Raw genomic sequence first — 25,207 nt, forward strand, 5'->3', positions numbered from 1 at the left:
TATGCGAACACGACCCTTACGCCTTGCCGCCGTCCTCGCCGCCGCCCTGGCCACGGCCGGACTGGCCGGTTGCCAGAGCGCCCCGCCTTCAAACACCTACGACAAGATCGCGGCCGAGCTACGCCAGGCCGCCGCCCAGCCGCTGCCGGCGGCGCCGATCGAAGGCGCCGTGGCCGACGCCCTGCTGCCACCCGCGCCGGCGCTGGCCAGCCAGCTGCCCAAGGCGCGCCAGGTACTCGAGGAACGCTTCAACGTGGCCTTCACCAACGTGCCGGCGCAGCAGTTCTTCAATTCGATCGTGGTCGGCACCCGCTACAACATCCTGGTCCACCCGCAGGTCAGCGGCACCATCAGCGCCAACCTGAAGGACGTCACGCTGGTCGAGGCGCTGGACGCGGTGCGCGAGATGTACGGCTACGATTACCAGATCGATGGCACCCGGATCAGCATCCGTCCGCTCACCATGCAGACCCGCATGTTCCACATCAACTACCTGGTCGGCAGCCGGCGTGGCAGCTCGAACCTGCGCGTGACCTCGACCTCGGTGTCCGATGCGGGCAACAACTACAACAACCCGAACAATCCGCAAGGCCAGCGTGGCCTGGCGCCGAACGCGCCCAATCAGGGCAACCCGGGCAACGGCAGCAACCAGTACGGCAACGGCGGCGTGCTGCTCGAGAGCACCGACGTCAACACCACCACCAACAACGACTTCTGGGGCGACCTGAAGAGCGCCATCGAAGCCCTGGTCGGCTCGAAGGAAGGTGGCCGCAGCGTGGTGGTGAGCCCGCATTCGGGCGTGCTGGTGGTGCGCGCCATGCCGGACGAATTGCGCAGCGTCGACGCCTACCTGAAGGCGACCCAGATGTCGGTCGACCGCCAGGTGATCCTGGAAGCCAAGATCCTCGAGGTGGAGCTGAACGACAGCTATCAGAGCGGCATCAACTGGGCCAGCTTCGCCTCGCTCAGGAGCTCGCACCCGAACCGGGTATCGGGCGGCTTCCTGCAGCCGGGCGCGGGCCTGGCGCCGCTGCCCTTCACGGGTGGCCAGCCGCCGCTGATCTCGAACGGCAACGGACTCGCGGCCAGCACCGGTTTCTCGCTGTCGAACGCGGCGAACGCGGCCGGCTCCTTGTTCGGCCTGGCCTTCCAGACGAATAACTTCGCCGCCCTGATTTCCTTCCTGGAGTCGCAGGGCACCGTGCACGTGCTGTCCAGCCCGCGCGTGGCGGCGATGAACAACCAGAAGGCGGTGCTGAAGATCGGCACCGACGAGTTCTTCGTCACCGGCGTCACCACCACCACCACCGCCAGCACGGCCGGCAACACGACCACCCCGAGCGTGACCCTGCAGCCCTTCTTCTCCGGCGTGGTGCTGGACGTGACCCCGCAGATCGACGACAAGGGCAACATCCTGCTGCACGTGCATCCGTCGGTCAGCGAGGTCAGCACGATCACCAAGAACGTCGACCTCGGCTCGGCTGGCAACCTGACCCTGCCGCTGGCGGCGTCGTCGACCTCGGAACTGGACAGCATCGTGCGCGGCCAGGACGGCCAGGTGGTCGCGATCGGCGGCCTGATGCGCCAGGCCAGTACCGACGACGTCAACCGCGTGCCGGGCCTAGGCCGGGTGAAGGTGCTGGGCGCGCTGTTCAGCAACAAGAACAAGGTCAACCAGAAGCGCGAGCTGGTGGTGCTGATCAAGCCCACCATCGTCGAAGGCGCCAGCAGCTGGAGCCGCGACCTGCTCGACGCCCGCGACCGGGTCGAGGGGCTCGATCCGCGCGCCCGCCGGCCGGCCGGGCAGGAGCGCCGGTAATGTACGCCGCCCACTTCGGCCTGCGTGAGTTGCCCTTCAGCATCACGCCCGACACCAGCTTCTTCTTCAGCAGCCCGCACGCGCGCGAAGCCCTGAACACGCTGCTGGTGGCGGCGCGCAACGGCGAAGGCTTCATCAAGATCACCGGCGAGGTCGGCACCGGCAAGACCCTGCTGTGCCGCAAGTTCATGGCCGCGCTGGGCGAGGACTTCGTCACCGCCTACCTGCCGAACCCTTACCTGGAACCGCGCACCCTGCTGCTGGCCCTGGCCGACGAGCTGGAAGTGGCCTACGAGCCCGAGCTGGACCAGCACCGCCTGCTGAAGGGCATTACGGCCCGCCTGCTCGACCTGGCGCGTGCGCGCAAGCGCGTCCTGCTGTGCATCGACGAAGCGCAGGCCATGCCGGTCGAGACGCTCGAGGTGCTGCGCCTCCTGACCAACCTGGAAACGGAAAAGCGCAAGCTGCTGCAGATCGTCCTGTTCGGCCAGCCGGAGCTGGACCGCAAGCTGGGGCTGGAGGCGATCCGCCAGCTGGCCCAGCGCATCACCTTCCACTACACGCTCGGCCCCTTGAGCCGCGACGAGCTCGATTTCTACCTGGCGCACCGGCTGCGCGTGGCCGGCTTTGGCGGCGCGCGCCTGTTCACGCCGCGCGCGGTGCGCAGGCTGTACGCGGCCAGCGGCGGCATCCCGCGCCTGATCAACATCCTGGCGCACAAGGCGCTGATGTCCTGCTACGGCGAAGGCAAGCAGGAGGTGGGCGCGGCCCATGTCGCGGCGGCGGCGGGCGACACCCTCGCTGTGCGCAAGCGCCGCGTCTGGCCCTGGCTGGCCGTGGCCGGCGGCACATTCGCGGCGGCGGCCGCCGGACTTGCCTGGGCCTACGCGCGATGAGCCTGATTAACAAGATGCTGCAAGACCTGGAAGCGCGCAACGCGGATGCGGCGGCCACGGTGCCGGCCGGGATCGACGCGCAGCGCGCGCGTCGCCCCCGCCTGCCGCTGCTGGCCGGCGCCGTGGCCGGCGGCGTACTGGTCATCGTGACGGCCACCGCCGTCTACCTGGCCCAGCGCGCCCAGGCGCCGGCCGCGCTGGCGGAGGCTGGCGCTCGCAAGGCACCGGCCGCGCCGGCACCGGCGCCGGCCCAGCCATCGCTGCCGATTCCGCAGGAAGCCATCGACCGCCTGGCCGAGATGGCCGCCGAACAGCGCGTGGCGCAGAAGCAGGAGCAAAAACAGGAGCAGAAACAGGAGCAGGGGCGGGCGCAGGCGACAACGAAGGAGGACGGCGACACGCCGCTGGCGCGTGCGGCCGAACCGCCCGCGCCGCCCGCCAGGCGACACCGCGCCGCTTCGGCCGACGCAGCGCCGCCGGCTGGCACCGGGCGCGCGGCGCCGGCCGTGACGGCGTCGGCGCCTGCGCAAGGGCGTGTCGCCAGCGCAGTCCCGGCCGCGCCGGCGCGCATGGCGCCGCCGGCAGCGGAACGCACGGGCGCCGCGCCGCAGCGGGCCGAGGGCGCCTACCGGCGCGCGCTGGCCCACCTGGGCGAGGGCCGCATCGTCGAGGCCACGGCCGAGCTGCGCGCGGCGCTGCAGGCCGATCCGCGCCATGACGGCGCGCGCCAGACCCTGGTCGGCCTGCTGGTCGAAGCCGGCCGCAAGGACGAGGCGATGCGCGAGCTGGAGCAAGCCCTGGCGCTCGACCCGCGCCAGCCGGCCATGGCGATGCTGCTGGCGCGCATGCAGATCGACAGCGGCGCGAGCGGCGTCGAGACCCTGCAGCGCAGCCTGCCGCACGCGATGGGCAATGGCGAATACCGGGCCTTCCTGGCCGGCGCGCTGGCGCGCGCGGGCCGCCAGCGCGAAGCGGCGACGCACTACGAGGCGGCGCTGCGCACGGCGCCGCAGAACGGGGTGTGGTGGATGGGCCTGGGCCTGGCGCTGCAGGGCGACCGGCGCGAACCCGAAGCCGCCGCCGCGTTCCAGAAAGCGCTCGACAGCGGCAGCCTGACGGCCCAGCTGCAGGACTTCGTGGCGGGCAAGCTCAGGCAGATGCGCTAGGATCGGCGCCGCCGCCATTGTCAGAGGCGGCGCAGGCGCTCGAGTGCCGCTTCCAGCGTGGTGTCGGTCTTGGCAAAGCAGAAGCGCACGATGCCCGATTCGGTCGGCGCGCTGTGGAAAGCCGAGACCGGAATCGCGGCCACTCCGGCCTCGACCGTCAGCCACTGCGCGAACGCGGCCTCCGGCAAGCCGGAGATGGCGCCGTAGCGCACGCACTGGAAGTAGGTGCCGTCGGCCGGCAGGGGGTCGAAGCGCGTGCCGCCCAGGCCGGCGCGGAACAGGTCGCGCTTGCGCTGGTAGAAGGCGGGCAGGCCGAGATAGGGCGCCGGATCCGCCATGTAGGCCGCGAGCGCGTGCTGCATCGGCGCGTTCACGCAGAACACGTTGTACTGGTGGACCTTGCGGAATTCCGCCATCAGCGCGGCCGGCGCGGCCACGTAGCCGACTTTCCAGCCGGTGACGTGGAAGGTCTTGCCGAAGCTCGATACCAGGAAGGCACGTTCGGCCAGCACCGGGTGGCGCGCCACCGAGGCGTGTTCGGCGCCGTCGAACACCATGTGCTCGTAGACCTCGTCCGACAGTACCAGGATCTGCGTGCCCGCCACGATCGCGGCCAGCGCATCGAGGTCGGCCGCGCGCAGGATCGCCCCGGTCGGATTGTGCGGCGAGTTCACGACGATCATCCGGGTGCGTGGCGTGACCGCGGCCGCGACCCGGTCCCAGGGCACGCTGTAGCCATCGGCGCCGAGGCGCATCGCCACCGGCACCGTGACGCCGCCCGCCAGCGCCACCGCCGGCGCATAGCAGTCGTAGGCGGGCTCGATGATGATCACTTCCTCGCCCGGATGCACGCTGCACAGGATCGCCGACTGGATCGCCTGCGAGGCGCCGGCGGTCACGGTGATCTCGCCGTCCACGTCGTAGGCGCGGCCGTACAGGCGCGCCAGCTTGGCCCCGATGGCGGCGCGCAGCGCGGGCACACCAGCCATCGGCGGATACTGGTTGTGGCCGGCGCGCATGGCCTCGGTGACCAGTTCCACCAGGCGCGGATCAGGGTCGAAATCCGGAAAGCCCTGGCCGAGGTTGATCGCGCCGTGCGCGGCGGCGAGCTGGGACATCCGGGTGAAGACGGTGGTGCCGACGGCGGGCAGGCGGGTGCGCAGGGCAGGGGTGCTCATGGTGTCGTCAGGCTTGCGTGGGGGAAGCGGCGGCCTCGGCCTGGGCCTTCACCCAGGCTTCCGGCAGCATGATCTTGAACAGGCCTTCGCGGGCGGTGCGGCGGCCCAGCTTGAGCAGGGCCTTGTCCTTGGTGATCAGGACCGCGGCGCCGGCGTCGCGCGCCAGTTCCAGGAATTTCTGGTCGTCGCGGTCGGTGCAGACCGGCAGGCGCAGGTGCACGGCGTCGGGCGCGACCACCCGCAGCAGGGCGTCAAAGCGCTGCACGGCGTGGGCCCGGCTGTCCTCGTCGAGCGGCAGGTGCGGGTACTTGAGCACCGCCAGGTATTCGTCGCGGCAGTCGGCGCGGGTCACCGCCACGGCCTGGCCCGATTCCAGCGCGTCCACCAGCGACGCCCAGCGTGGATCGCGGAACACGAACAGGTCGAGGCAGACGTTGGTATCGATGACGATCGGTTTCATGGGCATGGGCAATGGTGGAAGGGAAAGGCGAGTATCATGATGGAAATTTTTATGTCTTCTTGCAAAAGCTGTCCACACCGATGCTGATTGTCCTGTCGCCCGCCAAATCCCTCGATCTCGACACACCCGCCACCACCAGCCACCATAGTACCCCGCAGTTCATCGAGCAGGCCGCCTTGCTGGTCGCGCTGCTGCGCGGCTATTCACCGGCCGCGATCGCCGAGCTGATGGACCTGTCCGATCCGCTGGCCATGCTCAATGTGGCGCGCTATGCGCACTGGAGCGAGGACCACGCCGAGGCGCGCCAGGCGCTGATGTCCTTCAACGGGGACGTCTATGCCGGCCTCGACGCGCGCACGCTGGCGGCGGACGGGATCGCGTACCTGCAGCGCCACCTGCGCATCCTGTCCGGGCTGTACGGCCTGCTGCGCCCGCTCGACCGCATGCATCCCTACCGCCTCGAGATGGGCACGCGCCTGCCCAATCCGCGCGGCGCCAGCCTGTATGCCTTCTGGGGCGAGGCGATCACGGAAGCGATCAAGGCGGAGCTGGGCAATACCGGGGCGCCCGCCCTGGTCAACCTGGCATCGGAAGAATACTTCAAGGCGGTCAAGCCGAAGCTGCTGGACGTGCCGGTGATCACGCCCGTGTTCGAGGACTGGAAGAACGGCAAATACAAGATCATCTCGTTCTTCGCCAAGCGCGCGCGCGGCCTGATGGCGCGCTACGCGGCGCAGCACGGCATTACCGAGCCGGAAGCCTTGAAGGCCTTCGATGCCGACGGCTATGCCTACGAGCCGGCGGCCTCCAGCGGGCAGCACTGGGTATTCCGGCGCCGCCTGCAGGACTGAGGCGCCGGTACTTTCTTACTTCGCCGCGTCCGACGGCGACGGACGCGGCGCCGCCTTCGACCAGAACTGCCACCACGGCGCCTCGGCGCGCGCGTTCGGGTTCAGGAAACGGCTGTTCGGGTAGTTCAGGGTCAGCACGCGCTGGGTGTCGTCGCGCAGCACCGGCATGCCCAGTTTGTCGTAGGAGCGCATCATGATGAACAGCGCTTCCTCGCGCGCCGGGGCGTCCGTGTATTCCTGCACCGCGAGCTGGGCGCGGTTGGCCGCGGCCAGGTAGGCGCCGCGGCGGTAGTAATAGTTGGCGACGTGGACCTCGTACTGCGCCATCGCGTTCACCAGGTAGCTCATGCGCGCGATCGCATCCGGCGCATATTTACTGTTCGGGAACTTGTCCACCAGGACCTTGAAGGCGGCGAAGGCTTCGCGCGTGGCTTTCGGGTCGCGTTCGGTCGGGTCCTGCGAATAGATGAAGCTCAGGAAGCCCAGCTGGTCGTTGAAGTTGATCAGGCCGCGCAGGTAGTACATGTAGTCCACCTGCGGATGGTTCGGGTGCAGCTTGATGAAACGCTCGACCGCGGCCAGCGCCTCGGCCTGGTCCTGGGCCTTGTAGTGGGCGTACGCAATTTCCATCTGCGCCTGGTTGGCATAGGTGCCGAACGGGTAGTTCGACTCCAGCCGCTCGAACAGCTTGATGGCCGACTCGTAGTGGCCGCCGTTCATTTCTTCGCGTGCCTCAGCGTATAATTTCTCCGCTGACCAATTTTTGGTATCGTCGCTGCGTTCCGGCAGCATGCTGCAAGCGGACAGACCGACGAGGGCGCAAGCGGCGACCAACACAGACAATTTTTTTTGCATAGCTCTTTGCAAGAAAGTTTTACCTAGATTCAACGAACGGCTGATTATAGCCGATGGGACTCACGTGATATTAACTCCTGCGCCGAATTCGGCGGAAATGCCTTTGGATGCTGACCTGGACGACGAGGCCGGTTTCGAACTCCCCACTGGGCCGGACCTGTCTCCAATTACCCTCCAGCTCACCCCGGAGGTCTGCGGCCAGCGCCTCGACAAAGTGGTCGCCAGCCTGGTGCCGCAATTCTCGCGCAGCCGCCTGCAGCTGTGGTTCGAGGGCGGCTTCGTCACCGTGGACGGCAAGCCGGCGCGCGGCAAGGACACCGCCTACGGCGACGAAAGCGTGTGCATCGCCCCCCAGGCCGCGCCCGAGGACACGGCCTTCGCGCCGGAGCCGCTCGCGCTCGACATCGTGCACGAGGACGAGGACATCATCGTCATCAACAAGCCGGCCGGGCTGGTGGTCCACCCGGGCGCCGGCAACTGGTCGGGCACCCTGCTCAACGGCCTGCTGCACCATTGCCCGCAACTGGTGGGTGTGCCGCGCGCCGGCATCGTGCACCGCCTCGACAAGGATACGAGCGGCCTGATGGTGGTCGGCAAGACCCTGGCCGCCCAGACCGACCTGGTGCGCCAGCTGCAGGCGCGCAGTGTCAAGCGCGAATACTTTGCCCTGGTGTGGGGCACGCCCCAGCTGTCGGGCACGGTCAATGCCTCGATGGGCCGCCATCCGCGCGACCGCGTCAAGATGGCGGTGTCTACCGGCATGTTCGGCAAGCCGGCGATCACCCACTACCAGCGCGTCGCCGAAGGCAGCCTGGACCGCCGCCCGGTGTCGCTGGTGCGCTGCAGCCTGGAGACTGGCCGCACCCACCAGATCCGCGTGCACATGCAGCACCTCGGCTTCGCGCTGGTGGGCGACGCGGTCTACGGCAAGCAGCACCTGGTGCCGGTGTTCCACCGCCAGGCGCTGCAGGCGCGCCGCCTCGGCCTGGTCCATCCGGGCACCGGAGAGGCCTGCGAATGGACGGTGCCGCTGGCGCCGGACTTCGCCGAGCTCATCGCCAGGGCCGGCATCGCCGAGCCGGGCGACGACGGCGCGGCATGATGCTGGAAGACGCACTGGTCCGGCCCGACTGGCCCGACCTGCCCGCCACCGTGGGTGCGCTGGCGACCAGCCGCGGCGGCGGCGTCAGCACGGGACCCTACGACGACGGCAAGGGTGGCGGGGGGCTGAATCTGGGCCTGCATTGCGGCGACGATCCGCAGGCGGTGCAGGCCAACCGCGCGCGCCTGCAGGCCCTGCTGCCGGGGCGCCCGGCCTGGATCGCCCAGGTGCACGGCGCCGAGGTGGTCGACGCCGTCACGGTCGGCCCTGGCCAGCCGGTACGGACCGGCGACGCCAGTATCGCGGCCGCGCCCGGCCTCGTATGCGCGATCCTCACCGCCGACTGCCTGCCCGTGCTGTTCGCCAGCCTGGACGGCAAGGTGGTGGGCGCAGCCCATGCCGGCTGGCGCGGGCTGGCCGGGGGCGTGCTGGGCGCCACGGTGCGCGCGATGCGCACGGCGGGCGCGGATGAAATCACGGCCTGGCTGGGGCCGGCGATTGGGCCACAGGCCTTCGAGGTCGGCCCGGAGGTGCGCGCCGCCTTCCTGGCGGCCTTGCCCGGAGCCGAGACGGAAGCGGCTTTCCGGCCGGTTTTTGACCAACCGGTAAAATTCCTGGCCGATATCTATGCACTGGCGCGGCGGATGCTGGCGCACGAGGGCATCACCCGCGTGCACGGCGGCGGCCTGTGCACGGTTTCCGCGCCGCAGCGCTTCTATTCCTACCGGCGCGACCGGGTCACCGGCCGCCAGGGCAGCCTGATCTGGATCAAGTAAGCGATCAAGTAAGCGATGCGCTCGTCGGCATGCTCAGCCGTCGCCGCGTGTCTCGTCCTGTGCCGCCCGGACTGCCTCGGCCGCCTGGCGGCTGCGCCGGGCCCGGCGCCGTTTTGCCCCGGTGAGATAGAAAACAAGGGATAATGGCAGGGCGCAATAGAACAGGAACGTCATCACGCCATGCACGATGGACGCTTCGGTCGCCGCCATCAGGGCGACCACATAAATCCAGGCAACGGCGACGATCCACATGCATTTCTCCCAAGGTAATACCCGATTCTAACCATTGGACGCCGACATGAACATGCCCGACCCTCACGCCATTGCCGCCTCCTGGATGAGCTCCTTCACCGATCCCAGCCTGTGGCAGGGCTGGATGAACATGCCCGCGATGACGCCGCCCGCCGGCGCTAACCCGCTGGCCGGCCTGCTGAAGGACTTCGGCGCCGGCATCGCGCCGGCCAGGCTGGAAAGCCTGCGCGGCGACTACCTGGCGAAGGCGGGCCGGCTGTGGCAGGATTTCATGAGCGGCAAGTCGCCCGAACTGCACGACCGCCGTTTTGCCGCAGCCGAATGGCGCGAACATCCGCTGTCGGCCTTCTCGGCCGCCTCCTACCTGCTGAATGCGGAATTCATGCTGGCCCTGGCCGACGCGGTCGAGGCGCCCGCGCGCGAAAAGCAGAAGATCCGCTTCGCGGTCCAGCAGATGGTCGATGCCATGTCGCCGGCCAATTTCTTTGCCACGAATCCGGAAGCGCAAAAAAAGCTGATCGAGACCAAGGGCGAGAGCCTGGGCAAGGGCCTGGCGAACATGCTGGGCGACCTGCAGAAGGGCCGCATCTCGCAGTCCGACGAATCGGCGTTCGAGGTCGGACGCAACGTCGGCACCGCGCCGGGCAAGGTCGTGTTCGAGAATGAACTGTTCCAGCTGATCCAGTACGCGCCGGCCACGCCGAACGTGAAGGCGGTGCCCCTGTTGATGATTCCGCCTTGCATCAACAAATTCTACATCCTCGACTTGCAGCCGGAAAATTCGCTGGTGCGCTATGTGGTGGAGCAGGGCAATACCGTGTTCATGGTGTCCTGGCGTAACCCGGACCGCAGCATGGGCACGACCACCTGGGACGACTATGTCGAGACCGGCGCTATCAAGGCGATCGAGGTGGCGCGCGAACTTGCACGCGACATCGGTGCCCAGGACAAGGTCCATGTGTTCGGCTTCTGCGTCGGCGGCACCATCGCCGCCACCGCGCTGGCCGTCCTGGCCGCGCGCGGCCAGCAACCGGCGGCCAGCCTGTCGCTGCTGACCACGCTGCTCGATTTCAGCGAGACCGGCGTACTCGAGGTCTTCGTGGACGAAACCCAGGTCGCGCTGCGCGAGCAGAGCCTGGGCAAGGGCGGCCTGATGCCGGGACGCGACCTGGCCACCACCTTCTCGGCCCTGCGCCCGAACGACCTGGTATGGAACTACGTGCAGCAGAACTACCTGAAGGGCAAGGAACCGCCGGCCTTCGACCTGCTGTACTGGAACGCCGACAGCACCAACCTGCCAGGCCCGATGTTCTGCTGGTACCTGCGCAATACCTACCTCGAGAACCGCCTGAAGCAGCCGGGCGCGCTCACCGTATGCGGGGCGCCGGTGGACCTGGGCAGGATCGACTGCCCGGTATTCGTGTATGGCTCGAAGGAAGACCATATCGTCCCCTGGGAGGCGGCCTATGCCTCGATGGACCTGCTGAACCCGAAGAATCCGAAGGCCAAGCGCTTCGTGCTGGGCGCCTCGGGACACATCGCCGGGGTGATCAATCCGGCCTCGAAGAACAAGCGCAGCTACTGGACCAACGACAAGGCCGGCAAGGCCCGCCCCAGGACCGCCGGGGACTGGTTCGCCGGTGCGACCGAGCACAAGGGCAGTTGGTGGCCAGAATGGGCGCAGTTCCTGGCGCAGTACGGCGGCGCCGAGGTGGCGGCCCCGGCGGCGTTCGGCAACGCCCGCTACCAGCCGACCGAGGCGGCGCCAGGCCGCTACGTCAAGGCAAGAGCGGACTGAGCCTAGGTACACGGCGCCGGACTGCCCGCCCGCCGAGGCCGGCGCCGCCATATCAAAAACACCACGGAAGTTTGTAGTCTAATAATTGCTGCACCTGCGCGCGGCTCATGGTATGGTGTTGCCTTGTCCATCCGCAAGACAACAGGGCCGCGACGCGTCAGCGGCCGACCAGCCCGTGACGCGATAAGCAATCCATAACATATAGCCTGCGGCGAACGTTGCCGCAGCGCGCAACGACGAGACATGAGATGAGCAGTGCAAAGAAGAATGCCGAGCGCCTGATCAAGAAGTATCCGAACCGCCGTCTGTACGACACGCAGACCAGTTCCTACATCACCCTGGCCGACGTGAAGCAGCTGGTACTCGACGCGGACGAGTTCACCGTGGTCGACGCCAAGTCCAACGAAGACCTGACCCGCAGCATCTTGCTCCAGATTATCCTTGAAGAGGAGGCCAACGGCGTGCCGATGTTCTCCAGTTCGGTGCTGGCCCAGATCATCCGCTACTACGGCCATGCGATGCAGGGCATGATGGGTTCTTACCTGGAGAAGAACGTCCAGGCCTTCACTGACATCCAGAACAAGTTCACCAGCAGCGCCGCCGGCGCCCTGGAAGGCAAGCCCTTCAGCCCGGAAATGTGGACCCAGTTCATGAATGTCCAGGGACCGATGATGCAGGGCATGATGAACAACTACATCGACCAGTCGAAGAACCTGTTCCTGCAGATGCAGGAACAGATGCAAAGCCAGAGCAAGGCCATGTTCGGCGCCTTTCCCTTCCCGGGCATGACGCCGCCGAACGACAAGAAGTAGGCAAGTCAACAAGCCGTCGCCGATTGGCGACACCTGCCGGCCCGCGGCGTCCTGCCCGGGGCCGGCAAAGCATCCTGCCGGTAGCACCCATCTACCCGCTTACGGTACAATCGCGGATTGCCCAGATTCCCTGTCGTCCGCCCATGACCGAACTCCGTCGTATTCCCTCCGCCTCCGCCAACAGCGCCGCCATCGCCGAGCCGGCCGCGCCTGCGCTCGTCATCCCGAGCCCGGCCGCAGGCAGCGCCGCGCCCAAGGTCGGCTTCGTGTCGCTCGGCTGCCCGAAGGCGCTGGTCGATTCCGAGCAGATCCTGACCCAGCTGCGCGCGGAAGGCTACCAGACCGCCAAGTCCTACGACGGCGCCGACCTGGTGATCGTCAACACCTGCGGCTTCATCGACGCCGCGGTGCAGGAGTCGCTGGACGCGATCGGCGAGGCCCTGGCCGAGAACGGCAAGGTGATCGTCACCGGCTGCCTGGGCGCCAAGAAGGACGCGGATGGTGCGGACATCATCACCAAGGTGCACCCGAAGGTGCTGGCCGTGACCGGCCCGCACGCCGTGGCCGAGGTGATGGAATCGGTGCACCTGCATTTACCGAAGCCGCACGACCCCTTCGTCGACCTGGTGCCGGACCACGGCGTCAAGCTGACCCCGAAGCACTATGCCTACCTGAAGATTTCGGAAGGATGCAACCACCGCTGCAGCTTCTGCATCATCCCTTCGATGCGCGGCGACCTGGTCTCGCGCCCGATCCACGAGGTGCTGCAGGAAGCCGAGAACCTGTTCAAGGCCGGCGTCAAGGAACTCCTGGTGATCTCGCAGGACACCAGCGCCTACGGCGTGGACGTCAAGTTCCGCCTGGGTTTCTGGAACGGCCGACCGGTCAGGACCCACATGACCCAGCTCACCGAGGAACTGGGCAAGCTGGCGCGCCAGCACGGCGCCTGGGTGCGCATGCATTACGTCTATCCGTACCCGCACGTCGACGGGGTGATCCCGCTGATGGGCGACGGCCACATCCTGCCTTACCTCGACATCCCGATGCAGCATGCGCACCCGGATGTCCTGAAGCGCATGAAGCGCCCGGCCAGCGGCGAGAAGAACCTCGACCGCATCCTGGCATGGCGCAGGATGAATCCGGACCTGACCATCCGCTCGACCTTCATCGCCGGCTTCCCGGGCGAAACCGAAGAAGAGTTCGAATACCTGCTGGACTTCCTGCGCGAAGCGCAGATCGACCGCCTCGGTTGCTTCGCCTATTCTCCGGTGGAGGGTGCGACCGCCAACGAGCTGGCCAACCCGGTGCCGGAAGCCGTGCGCGAAGAGCGCCGCGCCCGCGTGATGCTGCTGCAGGAAGAGATCTCGCTCAAGCGCATGCAGGCCAAGGTCGGCAAGACCCTGCGCGTGCTGGTCGACGAAGTCGGCGCGCGCGAAGCGATCGGCCGCAGCGCCGCCGATGCGCCGGAAATCGACGGCGTGGTGCATATCAAGCGCGCCCTGGCGCCGGGCAAGGCCAAGCCCCAGGTGGGCCAGTTCATCGACGTGGTGGTCACCAGGGCCGACGCCCACGACCTGTGGGCCACCGTCGCCTGACCAACGCAGCCGGCCGCGAAGACGCATGAAGAAGACCATCCAGACCGCCCTGGTCCACAGCGACTACCGGCCGCCGGCCGGCTTCGACGCCTTCCCGCCGGGCGTGCACCGCGCCTCGACCGTGCTGTTCGAGAACGTGGCGGCGATGCGCTCCGGCCAGTGGAAGGACAAGAGCGCCTACACCTACGGCTTGCACGGCACCCCGACCACCTTCACGCTGGAAGCGCGCCTGGCCGCGATCGAGGGCGGCAGCCACTGCCTGCTGGCGCCGTCGGGCCTGTCCGCGATCGCGATGGTCAACTTCGCCTTGCTGAAAAGCGGCGACGATGTGCTGCTGCCCGAGAACGTCTACAACCCGAACCGCGAACTGGGCCGCTGGCTGTCCGAGGACTTCGGCGTCAGCGCGCGCTTCTACGATCCGATGCTCGGCGCCGGCATCGCCGCCCTGATCCAGCCGAACACGCGCCTGGTCTGGGCCGAGGCGCCGGGCTCGGTGTCGATGGAGGTGCCGGACCTGCCGGCCATCTGCGCGGCCGCGCATGCGCGCGGCGTGCCGGTCGCGCTCGACAATACCTGGTCGGCCGGCCTGGCGCTGCGCGGCTTCGACGTCGGCGCCGACATCGTCATGCACGCGCTCACCAAATACCAGTCGGGCGGGGCCGACCTCCTGATGGGGGCCGTCATCACGCGCGAGGGCGCGCTCAACGAGCGCCTGGCCCAGGCCCACATGCGGCTCGGCCTGGGCGTGGGGGCGGACGACGCCTACCTGGTCCTGCGCGGCCTGCCGAGCATGAAGCTGCGCTTCGAGGCGCACGACGCGGCGGCGCGCCAGGTCGCGGCCTGGCTCGGGGCGCGTCCGGAAATCGCCAAGGTGCTGCACCCGGCCTTTCCGGATTGTCCGGGGCACGCGCACTGGCAGCGCGACTTCCAGGGCGCGGGCGGGCTGTTCTCGGTGCTGTTCGACCCGCGTTATACGGAACAGCAGACCGACCGCTTCGTCGACGCCCTGAGGCTGTTCGGCCTCGGCTACAGCTGGGGCGGCCCGAACAGCCTGGTGATGCCTTACCGGATCCGCGCGCTGCGCAGCCGCTGGGACGACGCGGGCGTGCTGGTGCGCTTCAACGTCGGCCTGGAAGACCCGGCCGACCTCATCGCCGACATCGAGCAGGCGCTGGCCCGGCTCTGACGCCCGCCGGCGGCGGGCGTTTCACCGGTAGCCGGGCGGGCAGGGCAGGCGGTCAGCCCGGCATCGCGCGGTTGCTGTTCAGGTCGAGGAAACCGCGGATGATGCGGTAGGCCGCCCACAGCCACGCCGCGCCCCAGACCACGACGGCAATCGGGATGCCGATGATGGTGGCGGCCAGCACCCAGGCCACGATCGACCAGACCAGGTACCACCAGAAGGAGCGGATCATCCAGCTGTGGTGCGAGTAGACGATGGTGCCCTGGGTTTCCGGGCGCTTCACATAGTTCACGATCAGCACCAGGATCGACAGCAAACCTGCCGAAAACAGGAAGGTCAGGGCGTGTGCGACGTACAGGATGCGGGCGAACTGCTTGGCGTCCTCGGTTCCGCGATCCATTACCAGGTCTTGCGACATCAGCTTTCTCCTCAGTGGGACACCGGAAACGCCCGGCACGCGAGGCATTGTAGCAGTGCGTGCTGCCTCTTTGCCAACATGAGGGCCATGGCGGCCTTCTTCAAGACCGTCCCAGCTGGGCTTGCACCCAGGCCACCAGCCGGCCGGCATCCATCGCGCCGGCCTGGCGCGCCACTTCGCGCCCGCCGCGGAACAGGGCCAGCGTGGGAATGCTGCGGATCGCGAAGCGCGCCGCCACGTCCTGGCTGCGCTCGGTGTCCAGCTTCAGCAGGCGCAAGCCCGGCTCGAGTTGCCGCGCGGCCTGTGCGAAATGGGGCGCCATCATCTTGCAGGGACCGCACCAGGCGGCCCAGAAGTCGACCAGCACCGGGATGTCGTTGCGCGCGATGTGGCGCTCGAAGCCGGCACTGTCGACATCCAGCGGCTGGCCGGTGAACAGGGGATGCGCGCATTTGCCGCAGTCGGGGCCGTCGCGCAGGCGCGCCGGCGCCAGCCGGTTGACGGCGGCGCAGGACGGGCACACGACGTGGATCGGTTCGTTCATTGGATTCTCCTCGGTTCGCTTGCATTCGGATGCAGGCCTTCATTGTAGGTCCTGGCCCATGCTTGGTGCGCAGCCATGCGCCGCGCGGCAGGCGTATTTCGTAGAATCCGTGCATTGCACCCGATGCCGAGCCGATGACCGATCACACCGCTCCCACCGCCTCCGCCGAACCTGCCAGCCATGCCGGCCACCCCGCGCATGCGCGCACCCCCGGCCGCCTGCTGCCCGGCTGCGCCGGCTGGAGCCTGCCCAAGTCGGAAGGCGCCTTCTTTCCAGTCGGCGGCAGCCACCTGGAACGCTATGCGGCGGTGTTTCCCGCGGTGGAGATCAACTCGTCGTTCTACCGGCCGCACCGTCCCGCGACCTATGCGAAGTGGGCGGCCTGCGTACCGGAAGACTTCCGCTTTTCGGTGAAGCTGCCGCGCGCCATCACCCACGATGCGCGCATGCGCGAGGTCGAGCCACTGCTGGTGCAGTTCGCGGCCGAGGCGGGCGCGCTGGGCGACAAGCTCGGCTGCGTGCTGGTCCAGCTGCCGCCGAAGTTCGGTTTCGTCGATGCGCCGGCGCGCGAGCTGTTTCGCCGGCTGCACGAACTGTTCGGCTGCACGCTGGCTTTCGAAGCGCGCCATCCGGGCTGGTTTTCGGAGGCGGCCACCGCGCTGCTGCGGGAAAGCCGCGTGGTGCGTGTGATCGCCGACCCGGCCGCGGGCCAGCCCGGCCCGCACGTGCCGACCAGCGACGAGGCCATGTACGTCCGCCTGCACGGCAGCCCGCGTATCTATTACTCGCGCTATCCGGCGGAGTTCGTGGAAGGGGTGCGGCGGGTGCTGGTGCAAGAGCAGGCGGCGGGGCGCGAGTGCTGGTGCATCTTCGATAACACGGCCGCCTTCGAGGCGGTGCCGAATGCCCTGCAGCTGCTGCACGGCGCGCAGGGACTGGCGCTCGACGAGGCGGCGATTCCGGCGGCGCCATGGTGAACCCGCCGGTGACTGTGCGCTTTCGCTTCCACGGCGCGCTGGCGGACTTCCTGCCGCGCGCGCGGCGCGGCACGGAGTTCGGCGCGGCATGCGCGCGCGACGCCACCGTCAAGCACATGGTCGAGGCGCTCGGCGTGCCGCATACCGAGGTCGGACTGCTCCTGCTCAATGGCGCGCCGGGCAGCCTCGGCGCGCTGCTGCGTGACGGCGACCGGGTGGACGTCCATCCCGCCTCCAGCCTTCCCGCCGGGGTCGCATGCGCACCCGGCGGCCGCCCGCGCTTCGTGGCCGACGCCCACCTGGGCGGGCTGGCGCGGCTGCTGCGGATGGCGGGCTACGACACGCTCTACGACAACGGCTACCGCGACGAGGAGATCGCGCGCATCGCGCACGAGGAGGGACGGTTGCTGCTCACGCGCGACCGCGCGCTGCTCAAGCGCCGCAGCGTGGGCTGCGGCTGCTATCTGCACGCGACCGCGCCGGAACGGCAGCTGCGCGAACTGTATGCGCGCCTGGACCTGGCGCCGCGCATGCGGCCATTCTCGCTTTGCCTGCACTGCAATGCGCCGCTGCGTCCCGTGCCGAAGGATGCCGTGCTGGCGCGTCTGCCGCCGCGCGTGGCCGAGGCGCACGACGCGTTCACGACCTGCGATGCCTGCCGCCGGGTGTACTGGGCGGGCTCGCATCACGCCCGCATGTGCGTCCTGCTGGCGGAACTGGCGGACGTGGCACTGGCATCCGCTGCGGTAGAATGGGCGCCGGCACGCGCACCATCCGCGTCCGATCCGCAGCAGTCTTCCCAGCGATGATGTCCCGGCCCCGATGATGCGCGCAGCGTGAGCGAACACCCGATACCGCCTTCCTTCCCGATCCGCACCGAGTGCCCGCCCGGCGCCTGCGTGTGCGAGCACGCGCGCGTGCTGGCCGATCCCGCGGCCGACCAGCGTCCGCTGGCACTGACCCGCCAGCAGGAACTTCGGCTGCTCGAGCGCATCGCGCGCATTGACAGCTACGCCGATCTGCAGCACGTGCAGGCCCTGGTGCGCCAGAACCTCGGCGCTGAGCTGCGCATCGCGCCGGGGCCGAACGAGGTGCGCACCGTGCGCGGCATCATCGTCGTGCTCGAGGAAAAGCCTGGCCTGTGCAAGAAGGCGCGCCAGTCGGTGCCGGCGGCCGTGCGGCGGCGCCTGGCGGAACGGCCCGAGATCGCCTACGCGCTGCTCGATGCGCACGATCTGTTCGGCACGCTTCCCGGCTCGCTTCCGCCAGCCTGAGCGGCGGCGCACGCTTGGCGCTTGGCTCTTATACAATAGTGACCTTGCGGCAATGGTTAGCCGTCACTTCAGGAGAACAGCACATGTCTGGCTATAGCATCAACATCGAAGAAAAAACCCTCGCTGGGAACAATTTCCGCGAAGTGCTGTACACCACGGCGCGCAGCCAGCTGGTGATCATGACCTTGCAGCCGGGCGAAGAAATCGGCGTCGAGCGGCACGAAGGCCACGACCAGTTCATCCGCGTGGAAGCGGGCAAGGGGGTGGCGGTCCTGGATGGCGAGGAGCATCGCCTGGAAGACGGGGTGGCGGTCGTGATCCCGGCCGGCACCGAGCACAATGTCATCAATACCTCGCCGTCCGAAGCGATGCGCCTGTACACGTTGTATACCCCGCCCGAGCACCCGGACGGCATCGTCCACGCCACCAAGGCGGAAGCGGACGAGTACGAACGCCAGCACCACGGCCACTGATCCGCGCCGCGCGCGGCGTGCATGAAAAAAGCCGGCATCGCTGCCGGCTTTGCGTTACCGCCGCCCGGATTCAGTGGCGGTAGGGGAAGCGCGTCCCGATATGCCCGCCCCAGCCGCGGTGATGTCCCCAGCCGCGTCCGAAATTGAAGCCCAGACCGATCGAGACGGGCGGGTAGTAATAACGCGGCTGGTACACCGGTTCCGGCACGTAGACCGGTTGCGGTACCGGTTGCGTCACATACACCGGCTGCCGCACGACCACCGGTGCGCTGCTGTAGGTGGTGATGCCGGTTTCGCCGTTGGCGGCGGCGCGTGCACCGGTACCGAGCGGCACTGGCGTGACCGAGACGACTTGCCAGCCGTCCGGACCCACCGCGCGCGGATAGGCCTGGCCATAGCCGTCCGGACCGGGCGCGGCGCAACCGGCGAGCAGGGCAAGCGAAGCACTGAGAATGATGAGATTTTTCATGGCGGTTCTCCTGATCCTTCCATGATAGGAAATTCGGGCGGGGCTGCCGCCGGCAATTACAGCTTGTTACACTCGCAGCTTTCCCGGCTAATGCCGTTCAGTTAAGAGGGCGTAGCGTGGGCGGCTACGCCGCCCACGCGGTGATAGTTAGCCGATGGAAAGCCGTACGCGATGATTTCGCAGCTGGTTGACCGCGTGGGCGGGAATCCAGTCCACTGGACTAGATTCCCCCGCCCACCATACAAAAACTCCCAGCACTGCTTAACTGAACATCATTAAGCCTTCCCGGCAGCTTTCCCTTTCTGCACTTCAGGCTAGCAGGGCGCTCAGCGTCGCCAGCGGTACCGCCGCGGCCAGCGCCTGGTAGCCCGCATCGTTCGGATGCAGCCAGTCGCGGCTGTTATAGGCGCTGCGCAGGCGGGTCGGCGCGGCCGGATCGCGCAGCACCGCATCCCAGTCCACCAACGCATCGAATTCGCCCGACGCGCGCAGCCAGGCGTTGACCTGCTGGCGCGCCGCCTCGCGCGCCGCCGTGTAGTAGACGAAGCCCAGCATCGGCGGCAGGGTGGCGCCCAGCACCGCCAGCCCGCGTGCGTGCGCGCGTGCCAGTAGCTGGCGGTAGCCTGCGACCAGCTCGGCCGGCATGCCGGCCAGCGCCGTGCCCGAGGCGTAGACGATGTCGTTGATCCCGATCGCGACGATGAGCGCACGCACGCCGGACGTGGCCAGCACGTCGCGGTCGAAGCGCTCCAGCACGTCGCGGCCGGCCAGCAGCGCGCTGGCGTCGTCCAGCAGCAGGCGGTTGCCGGCGATGCCGCGGTTGACCACGCCGATCCGTCCGGCCGCGCCCAGCTCGGCCTGCAGGCGGCGCGCCAGGTAGTCGGGCCAGCGCCGGTTCTGGTTCGCCGTGCTGCCCTGGCCGTCCGTCAGCGAGTCGCCGATCGCGACCACGCAGGGCGCGCCACCATCCACATCCACCTCGGTGACGAAGGGCCAGGCACTCAGGGTACGCGCGACGTTGAACGTGCTATTGGCGGCAAAATTGCCTGGCGTGGAAACATAGCCGGTCTGCCAGGCGTCGCGGTGCAGCGTGGTGGCGCTCGCGCCGGCCGGAAAATACAGGCTGATGGCGAGGTCGGCGAAGGGCGGCAGCTGGAAGAACACCGGGTCGGACAGTGCCGGCGCGCCGGGCTGGATGGTAAACGCGCTGCGCCCGCCGACGCGCAAGGGATGGCCCGACCCCGCCACCACCGCCTGCCCGCCGGCGGACAGGGCGACCTGGGCTGCGCCGATCACCAGCGGGCTGCTGCCCATCTCGTTCGAGAGCCGCACCCGCAGCCGGCTGCCGCCGGTGCTGGCGCGCACGATCAGGCGCAGCGTCTGGCCGCCCAAGCTGGTGGTGGAGGCGGCGGGCGGCGGTCCGGCCGGCGCGCAGCCCCAGGTGGCGGACCAGCCTTCGCCGCGCCAGGACTGGGCGCGGGCATCGCGCGGCGCCAGCGCCAGCGTGCCGGCCAGGGTGGACGCCCCGAGCAGCAGGCGGCGCCGCTTGCGGTCGGGCCGCGCGCCGGGGCGGGAGATGTCCGGTTGCGCCTGCGGCTGCGGTGTGGAAGGTAGACTGAGGAAAGTCGCGCTGGATGGCGCGCGCAAGGCCGGATCGGGCATCGCAGGCTCCTGTTCAAGGGCGCGGCCACGGCGCGGCCGCAACACCAACATAGTCCAGCGGCGCGGCCGATCCAAGCCTGTGCGACACGCGTGTTGCGGCGCCTCGGATCTGGGTGCGAAACAGGGATGGGGACGAAACTAAGCTGAATGCAAATGGTTCGGCCAAGCTGCCATGCGATGGCGGAGGCCGCACCCGGGCCGCTGCTGCGCACGCGTGGACTGGACCCCGCCTGGATGTCGCCCGGCGTTCTAGGCCAGGATGTTCAGCAGGCCGTCGAGACCGGAAAAGTTCAGTGCGACGCTGGCCTGGGCGCGCACCACCGGCTTGGCGCGGAAGGCCACGGAGAGGCCGGCGACGCCCATCATCTGCAGGTCGTTGGCGCCGTCGCCCATCACGATGGCCTGCCGCGGCGTGATGCCCAGTCCGGCGCAGACGCGCTGGACGGTGCGCATCTTTTCCTGCGCATCGACGATGCCGCCCAGCACCCGCCCGGTCAGCCTGCCGTCCTCGACCTCGAGCAGGTTGGCATGGGTGTGGTCGAGCCCCAGCCTGTCCTTCAGGCGGTCGGTGAAGAAGGTGAAGCCGCCCGACACCAGCAGGGTCTTCAGGCCGGCCGCGCGCACCGCCGCCAGCATCGCTTCGCCGCCCGGCGAGATGCGCAGGCGTTCGTCGTAGACGCGCTGCAGGGCCGAGGCTTCCAGTCCTTCCAGCAGGGCCACGCGGCGCGCCAGGCTGGCGGCGAAATCGAGCTCGCCGCGCATGGCGGTCTCGGTGATCGCGGCCACCTGGGGCTTCAGGCCCTGCATGTCGGCGATCTCGTCGATGCACTCGATGGTGATCAGGGTCGAGTCCATGTCCATCGCGACCAGGCCGAAGTCGGCCAGCCTGCGGCCCGCCTCGATGAAACAGGCATCGACCCCGGCCTCGAAGGCGGCGGCCTCGACCTGTTCCCGCAGCGCTGCCGCAAAGGCAAGGTCTTCGCAGCGCAGCGCATGTTCGCCGAGGCGTGTGATACGCGCCGGCCGGGCCAGCGCGGCCAGGCGTTCGAGCGTCTCGGAAGAGGCCTGCGGCCCCTGCAGCACCAGGTTCATCGTCATCGTGATTCCCTATCCGGTTTTCAAGCGAGCAGTTGCTTGATGGTCTGTTTCACCTGCGTCACGCGGGCCGCCAGGTCGGGCATGCTGGCCGTGATGCGCAGCTTGTCCTGGCCGGCCAGCTTGATGTGGCGGTTCTTCTGGATCAGGGTGATGATCCTGACCGGATCGATCGGCGGCTGTTCCATGAACTGCAGGTTGGCGGCTTCTCCGTGGACGTCGATCTTGACGATGCCCACCGCTTTGGCGGCGATGCGCAGGCGGTGCGTCTCGATCAGCGCCTTGACCGGCTCGGGCAGCTTGCCGAAGCGGTCGATCAGCTCTTCCTGCATGGCGTCGATCCGGTCCTGGCTCTCGCAGTTGGCCAGGCGCTTGTAGATCGACAGGCGCTCATGCACGTCGCCGCAGTAGCCCGATGGCAGCAGGGCCGGCACGTGCAGGTTGATCTCGGTGGTGGAGGACAGCGGCGCGGCCAGGTCCGGCTCCTTGCCGGCTTTCAGCGAGCGTACCGCCTCGTTCAGCATGTCGGAATACAGCTGGAAGCCGACCTCCAGCATCTCGCCCGACTGGCTCTCTCCCAGCACCTCGCCGGCGCCACGGATCTCCAGGTCGTGCATGGCGAGATAGAAGCCGCTGCCCAGTTCTTCCATCGCCTGGATCGCATCGAGGCGGCGCTGCGCCTGCTTGGTCAGGCCACCCACGTCGCTCACCAGCAGGTAGGCATAGGCCTGGTGGTGCGAACGGCCGACCCGTCCGCGCAGCTGGTGCAGCTGGGCCAGGCCGAAGCGGTCGGCGCGGTGCATGATGATGGTGTTCGCGGTCGGCACGTCGATGCCGGTTTCGATGATGGTCGTGCACAGCAGGATGTTGAAGCGCTGGGCGACGAAGTCGCGCATCACCTTTTCCAGGTCGCGCTCGTGCATCTGGCCGTGCGCCACGCCGATGCGCGCCTCCGGCAACAGCTCCTGGAGCATGGACCGGCGGTTTTCAATGGTCTCGACCTCGTTGTGCAGGAAGTAGATCTGGCCGCCGCGCTTCAGTTCGCGCAGGCAGGCTTCGCGGATGATCGAACCGTCCTCGCTGCGCACGAAGGTCTTGATCGCCAGGCGCTTCTGCGGCGCGGTGGCGATGATCGAGAAGTCGCGCAGTCCCTCCAAGGCCATGCCGAGCGTGCGCGGGATCGGGGTCGCGGTCAGGGTCAGCACGTCGACCTCGGCGCGCAGCGCCTTCAGCGCTTCTTTCTGGCGTACGCCGAAGCGGTGTTCCTCGTCGATGATCACCAGGCCCAGGCGGGTGAACTTCACGTCGGGCGAGAGCAGCTTGTGGGTGCCGATCACGATGTCGAGGGTGCCGTCGGCCATGCCCTTGATCGCATTGTTGATTTCCTTGCCGGTACGGAAGCGCGACAACTCGGCAATCCTGACCGGCCAGTCGGCGAAGCGGTCGGCGAAGGTCTGCGCATGCTGCTCGGCCAGCAGGGTGGTGGGCGCCAGGATCGCGACCTGCTTGCCGCCCATGACGGCGATGAAGGCCGCGCGCAGCGCGACCTCGGTCTTGCCGAAGCCGACGTCGCCGCACACCAGGCGGTCCATCGGGCGGCCCGAAGTCATGTCCTTGATCACGTTGTGGATGGCTTCGGCCTGGTCGGGCGTTTCGTCGAAGCCGAAGCTGGCCGCGAAGTTCTCGTAGTCGGTGCTCGAATACTCGAAGGCGTGGCCCTGGCGCGCCGCGCGCCGCGCGTACAGGTTGAGCAGCTCGGCGGCCGTGTCGCGCACCTGCTCGGCAGCCTTTCTCTTTGCCTTGTCCCACTGTCCCGAACCGAGGCTGTGCAGCGGCGCGTCCTCGGGCGAGGTGCCGGAGTAGCGCGAGATCACGTGCAGCTGCGAGACCGGCACATACAGCTTGGTTTCCTTGGCGTATTCCAGGTGCAGGAACTCGGTCTCGCCTTCGCCAAGATCCATGCTCATCAAGCCCATGTAGCGCCCGATGCCGTGGTTGATGTGCACCACCGGGTCGCCGATCTTCAGCTCGGACAGGTCGCGCACCATCGACTCGACCTGGCTGGTGGCTTCCTGCTTCTTCTTGCCGGCGCGCCGTCCCGAGCCCGCGTACAGCTCGGTCTCGGTGATGAACACCAGGCGCCCGGCCGCGTCTTCGTTCAGTTCGAAGCCGGCCTGCAGCGGCGCCACGCCGAGCGCCAGCGGGCCGCTGGCGGCGCGCAAGCCCGCGAAGCCGTCCACCGGCACCGGATCCAGTCCGTATTCGTGGAAGTACTGCTGCAGGGTCTCGCGGCGGCCGGCCGAATCGGCCACGATCATCACGCGCGCGTCCTGGCGCGCCAGGTAGGCGCGCAGGCTCGACAGCGGATCGTCGAGGCGGCGGTTGACCGCCACGTCGGGGATCGGCGCGGACAGTTCGGACGCTTGGGCGGACGGGTCGCGGCCGATGGTCCAGCGGCCGTGCGGCTTGGCGCACGTGAAGAACTGTTCGGCGCCCAGGAACAGTTCGCGCGGTTCCAGGATCGGCCGCTCACGGTCGCTTTTCAGGAACTTGTAGCGCGACTCGGTATCGCGCCAGAAGCGCCCGATCGCGGCCTCGATGTCGCCCACCAGGGCCAGGGTGGCGTCCTCGGGGAGGTAGTCGAACAGGGTCGCGGTCTCATCGAAAAACAGTGGCAGGTAGTATTCGATGCCGGCCGAGGCGATGCCGTTGCCGATGTCGCGGTAGATCGGCGAGCGCGAAGGATCGCCCTCGAAGCGCTCGCGCCAGCGGCCGCGGAAGGCGCTGCGCGCCGCCTCGTCCATCGGGAATTCGCGGCCAGGCAGCAGGCGCACTTCCTTCACCGGGTACAGCGAGCGCTGGGTGTCGGCATCGAAGGTACGGATCGACTCGACCTCGTCGCCGAACAGATCGAGCCGGTAGGGCAGGGCGGAGCCCATCGGGAACAGGTCGATCAGGCCGCCGCGCACCGAATATTCGCCGGGCGACATCACCTGCGCCACGTGGGTATAACCCGCAAGGGTCAGCTGGGCCTTGAGCCTGGCTTCGTCCAGGCGTTCGCCCTGGCGGAAGAAGAAGGTGTAGGCTGCCAGGAAGGACGGCGGGGCCAGCCGCACCAGCGCGGTGGTGGCCGGCACCACCAGTACGTCGCACTGGCCGTTGCGGATCTCGTGCAGCGTGGCGAGACGCTCCGACACCAGGTCCTGGTGCGGCGAGAAAGCGTCGTAAGGCAGGGTTTCCCAGTCCGGTAGCAGGTGGCAGGACAATGCGCCGTCCGCGAACCAGGGAATCTCCTCGAGCAGGCGCTGGCCGTCGCTGGCGTTTGCCACGATGACGGTGAGGATCTGCCCCCTGGCCTTGAGCGCCAGCGCGGCGCTGGCGAGCGCATAGGCGTCGCTTGAACCATGCAGGGCAGGCAGGGCAAATCGGGAGGCTGGCTTGGGCAGGTTTTTCTTGAGATCGAAAGGCATTGAGCGCGCAGTGACGTTCGCAACAGGGGCTGTCCATTATAGACGAACGGCCAGTCCAACGCCGGGCCACCAGGGCCCGTCG

Annotated in this window: 24 protein-coding genes; 14 read left to right on the forward strand and 10 right to left on the reverse strand. The window is 68.3% G+C overall.

The features are described from left to right. Position 1 precedes the first annotated feature (1 nt). The 3 genes from mshL to LCI23_RS04590 are packed head-to-tail and all read left to right on the forward strand — an operon-like array spanning position 2 to position 3,881. Positions 2 to 1,819: a pilus (MSHA type) biogenesis protein MshL gene (gene mshL, locus LCI23_RS04580; RefSeq protein ID WP_224944750.1), complete on the forward strand. Its 1,818-nt coding sequence runs from the start codon at positions 2 to 4 to the stop codon at positions 1,817 to 1,819. Next, a complete protein-coding gene (locus LCI23_RS04585) occupies positions 1,819 to 2,715 on the forward strand; it encodes an ExeA family protein (protein ID WP_224944751.1) in 897 nt (298 codons plus the stop codon). Before mshL ends, LCI23_RS04585 begins: the two co-directional genes overlap by 1 nt. Next, positions 2,712 to 3,881: a lipopolysaccharide assembly protein LapB gene (locus LCI23_RS04590; protein WP_224944752.1), complete on the forward strand. Its 1,170-nt coding sequence runs from the start codon at positions 2,712 to 2,714 to the stop codon at positions 3,879 to 3,881. Before LCI23_RS04585 ends, LCI23_RS04590 begins: the two co-directional genes overlap by 4 nt. Before the next feature lie 20 nt (positions 3,882 to 3,901). Here LCI23_RS04590 and LCI23_RS04595 read toward each other — a convergent pair whose 3' ends face one another. Beyond that, entirely contained in the window at positions 3,902 to 5,059 is a 1,158-nt protein-coding gene (locus tag LCI23_RS04595; RefSeq protein WP_224944753.1) for a pyridoxal phosphate-dependent aminotransferase, read from the reverse strand. Between the two features lie 7 nt (positions 5,060 to 5,066). Then, a complete protein-coding gene (locus LCI23_RS04600; protein ID WP_374041141.1) occupies positions 5,067 to 5,519 on the reverse strand; it encodes a putative toxin-antitoxin system toxin component, PIN family in 453 nt (150 codons plus the stop codon). Between the two features lie 80 nt (positions 5,520 to 5,599). Here LCI23_RS04600 and yaaA point away from each other — a divergent pair, with 80 nt between their 5' ends. Next, positions 5,600 to 6,370, forward strand: coding sequence for a peroxide stress protein YaaA (gene yaaA / locus LCI23_RS04605; RefSeq protein ID WP_224944938.1), 771 nt, complete (start codon positions 5,600 to 5,602; stop codon positions 6,368 to 6,370). A 15-nt stretch (positions 6,371 to 6,385) separates the two neighbouring features. Here yaaA and LCI23_RS04610 read toward each other — a convergent pair whose 3' ends face one another. Beyond that, on the reverse strand, positions 6,386 to 7,225 hold the full coding sequence (locus LCI23_RS04610) for an outer membrane protein assembly factor BamD (RefSeq protein WP_224944757.1): 840 nt from the start codon (positions 7,223 to 7,225) through the stop codon (positions 6,386 to 6,388). Positions 7,226 to 7,322: 97 nt separating this feature from the next. Between LCI23_RS04610 and LCI23_RS04615 the strand changes: the two genes are divergently transcribed. Together LCI23_RS04615 and pgeF are read left to right on the forward strand one after the other, a co-directional pair. Continuing rightward, on the forward strand, positions 7,323 to 8,327 hold the full coding sequence (locus LCI23_RS04615; RefSeq protein WP_224944759.1) for an RluA family pseudouridine synthase: 1,005 nt from the start codon (positions 7,323 to 7,325) through the stop codon (positions 8,325 to 8,327). Next, a complete protein-coding gene (pgeF, locus tag LCI23_RS04620) occupies positions 8,327 to 9,103 on the forward strand; it encodes a peptidoglycan editing factor PgeF (RefSeq protein ID WP_224944948.1) in 777 nt (258 codons plus the stop codon). The genes LCI23_RS04615 and pgeF overlap by 1 nt, the downstream gene beginning before the upstream one ends. A 33-nt stretch (positions 9,104 to 9,136) precedes the next feature. Here pgeF and LCI23_RS04625 read toward each other — a convergent pair whose 3' ends face one another. Next, positions 9,137 to 9,355: a hypothetical protein gene (locus LCI23_RS04625; protein WP_224944761.1), complete on the reverse strand. Its 219-nt coding sequence runs from the start codon at positions 9,353 to 9,355 to the stop codon at positions 9,137 to 9,139. Positions 9,356 to 9,401: 46 nt separating this feature from the next. On the opposite strand from LCI23_RS04625, the gene phaC reads away from it, so the two are divergent. The 4 genes from phaC to LCI23_RS04645 all read left to right on the forward strand — a co-directional run bounded on the left by phaC (position 9,402) and on the right by LCI23_RS04645 (position 14,746). Next, positions 9,402 to 11,153 (forward strand): class I poly(R)-hydroxyalkanoic acid synthase, encoded by a 1,752-nt coding sequence (gene phaC, locus LCI23_RS04630; RefSeq protein ID WP_224944764.1) that lies wholly within the window; start codon positions 9,402 to 9,404, stop codon positions 11,151 to 11,153. 248 nt (positions 11,154 to 11,401) lie between these two features. After that, entirely contained in the window at positions 11,402 to 11,965 is a 564-nt protein-coding gene (phaR, locus tag LCI23_RS04635) for a polyhydroxyalkanoate synthesis repressor PhaR (RefSeq protein ID WP_224944768.1), read from the forward strand. Between the two features lie 143 nt (positions 11,966 to 12,108). After that, positions 12,109 to 13,560, forward strand: coding sequence for a 30S ribosomal protein S12 methylthiotransferase RimO (rimO, locus tag LCI23_RS04640; RefSeq protein WP_224944777.1), 1,452 nt, complete (start codon positions 12,109 to 12,111; stop codon positions 13,558 to 13,560). Between the two features lie 25 nt (positions 13,561 to 13,585). Continuing rightward, positions 13,586 to 14,746 carry a cystathionine beta-lyase gene (locus LCI23_RS04645; RefSeq protein ID WP_224944779.1) on the forward strand — a complete coding sequence of 387 codons (1,161 nt, stop codon included), beginning with the start codon at positions 13,586 to 13,588 and terminating at the stop codon, positions 14,744 to 14,746. A 52-nt stretch (positions 14,747 to 14,798) separates the two neighbouring features. Here the strand turns inward: LCI23_RS04645 and LCI23_RS04650 are convergent, their stop codons facing one another. Next, positions 14,799 to 15,161, reverse strand: a complete 363-nt coding sequence (locus tag LCI23_RS04650; RefSeq protein WP_224944781.1) for a hypothetical protein — start codon at positions 15,159 to 15,161, stop codon at positions 14,799 to 14,801. 100 nt (positions 15,162 to 15,261) lie between these two features. Then, the gene (gene trxC / locus LCI23_RS04655) at positions 15,262 to 15,705 is read right to left on the reverse strand and encodes a thioredoxin TrxC (protein WP_224944783.1); all 444 of its coding nucleotides are present in this window, start codon (positions 15,703 to 15,705) and stop codon (positions 15,262 to 15,264) included. 134 nt (positions 15,706 to 15,839) lie between these two features. Here trxC and LCI23_RS04660 point away from each other — a divergent pair, with 134 nt between their 5' ends. From LCI23_RS04660 to LCI23_RS04675, 4 genes are all read left to right on the forward strand, one after another. Continuing rightward, positions 15,840 to 16,682, forward strand: coding sequence for a DUF72 domain-containing protein (locus tag LCI23_RS04660; RefSeq protein ID WP_224944786.1), 843 nt, complete (start codon positions 15,840 to 15,842; stop codon positions 16,680 to 16,682). Then, entirely contained in the window at positions 16,676 to 17,491 is an 816-nt protein-coding gene (locus LCI23_RS04665) for a Mut7-C ubiquitin/RNAse domain-containing protein (protein WP_224944788.1), read from the forward strand. The genes LCI23_RS04660 and LCI23_RS04665 overlap by 7 nt, the downstream gene beginning before the upstream one ends. A 27-nt stretch (positions 17,492 to 17,518) precedes the next feature. Beyond that, on the forward strand, positions 17,519 to 17,956 hold the full coding sequence (locus tag LCI23_RS04670) for a hypothetical protein (RefSeq protein WP_224944790.1): 438 nt from the start codon (positions 17,519 to 17,521) through the stop codon (positions 17,954 to 17,956). Between the two features lie 83 nt (positions 17,957 to 18,039). Further along, positions 18,040 to 18,429 (forward strand): cupin domain-containing protein, encoded by a 390-nt coding sequence (locus LCI23_RS04675; RefSeq protein WP_224944793.1) that lies wholly within the window; start codon positions 18,040 to 18,042, stop codon positions 18,427 to 18,429. A 70-nt stretch (positions 18,430 to 18,499) separates the two neighbouring features. Here LCI23_RS04675 and LCI23_RS04680 read toward each other — a convergent pair whose 3' ends face one another. The 4 genes from LCI23_RS04680 to mfd form a co-directional block, all read right to left on the reverse strand. Then, on the reverse strand, positions 18,500 to 18,898 hold the full coding sequence (locus LCI23_RS04680; protein WP_224944795.1) for a hypothetical protein: 399 nt from the start codon (positions 18,896 to 18,898) through the stop codon (positions 18,500 to 18,502). 309 nt (positions 18,899 to 19,207) lie between these two features. After that, positions 19,208 to 20,560 (reverse strand): SGNH/GDSL hydrolase family protein, encoded by a 1,353-nt coding sequence (locus LCI23_RS04685; protein WP_224944797.1) that lies wholly within the window; start codon positions 20,558 to 20,560, stop codon positions 19,208 to 19,210. A gap of 249 nt (positions 20,561 to 20,809) precedes the next feature. Continuing rightward, entirely contained in the window at positions 20,810 to 21,658 is an 849-nt protein-coding gene (gene serB, locus LCI23_RS04690) for a phosphoserine phosphatase SerB (RefSeq protein ID WP_224944799.1), read from the reverse strand. Positions 21,659 to 21,678: 20 nt separating this feature from the next. Beyond that, on the reverse strand, positions 21,679 to 25,125 hold the full coding sequence (gene mfd, locus LCI23_RS04695; protein ID WP_224944800.1) for a transcription-repair coupling factor: 3,447 nt from the start codon (positions 25,123 to 25,125) through the stop codon (positions 21,679 to 21,681). Positions 25,126 to 25,207: the final 82 nt, after the last annotated feature.

The organism is Massilia sp. MS-15 (assembly GCF_020176695.1).
In the GTDB taxonomy this organism is placed as follows: Bacteria; Pseudomonadota; Gammaproteobacteria; order Burkholderiales; family Burkholderiaceae_D; genus Telluria; species Telluria hydrophila.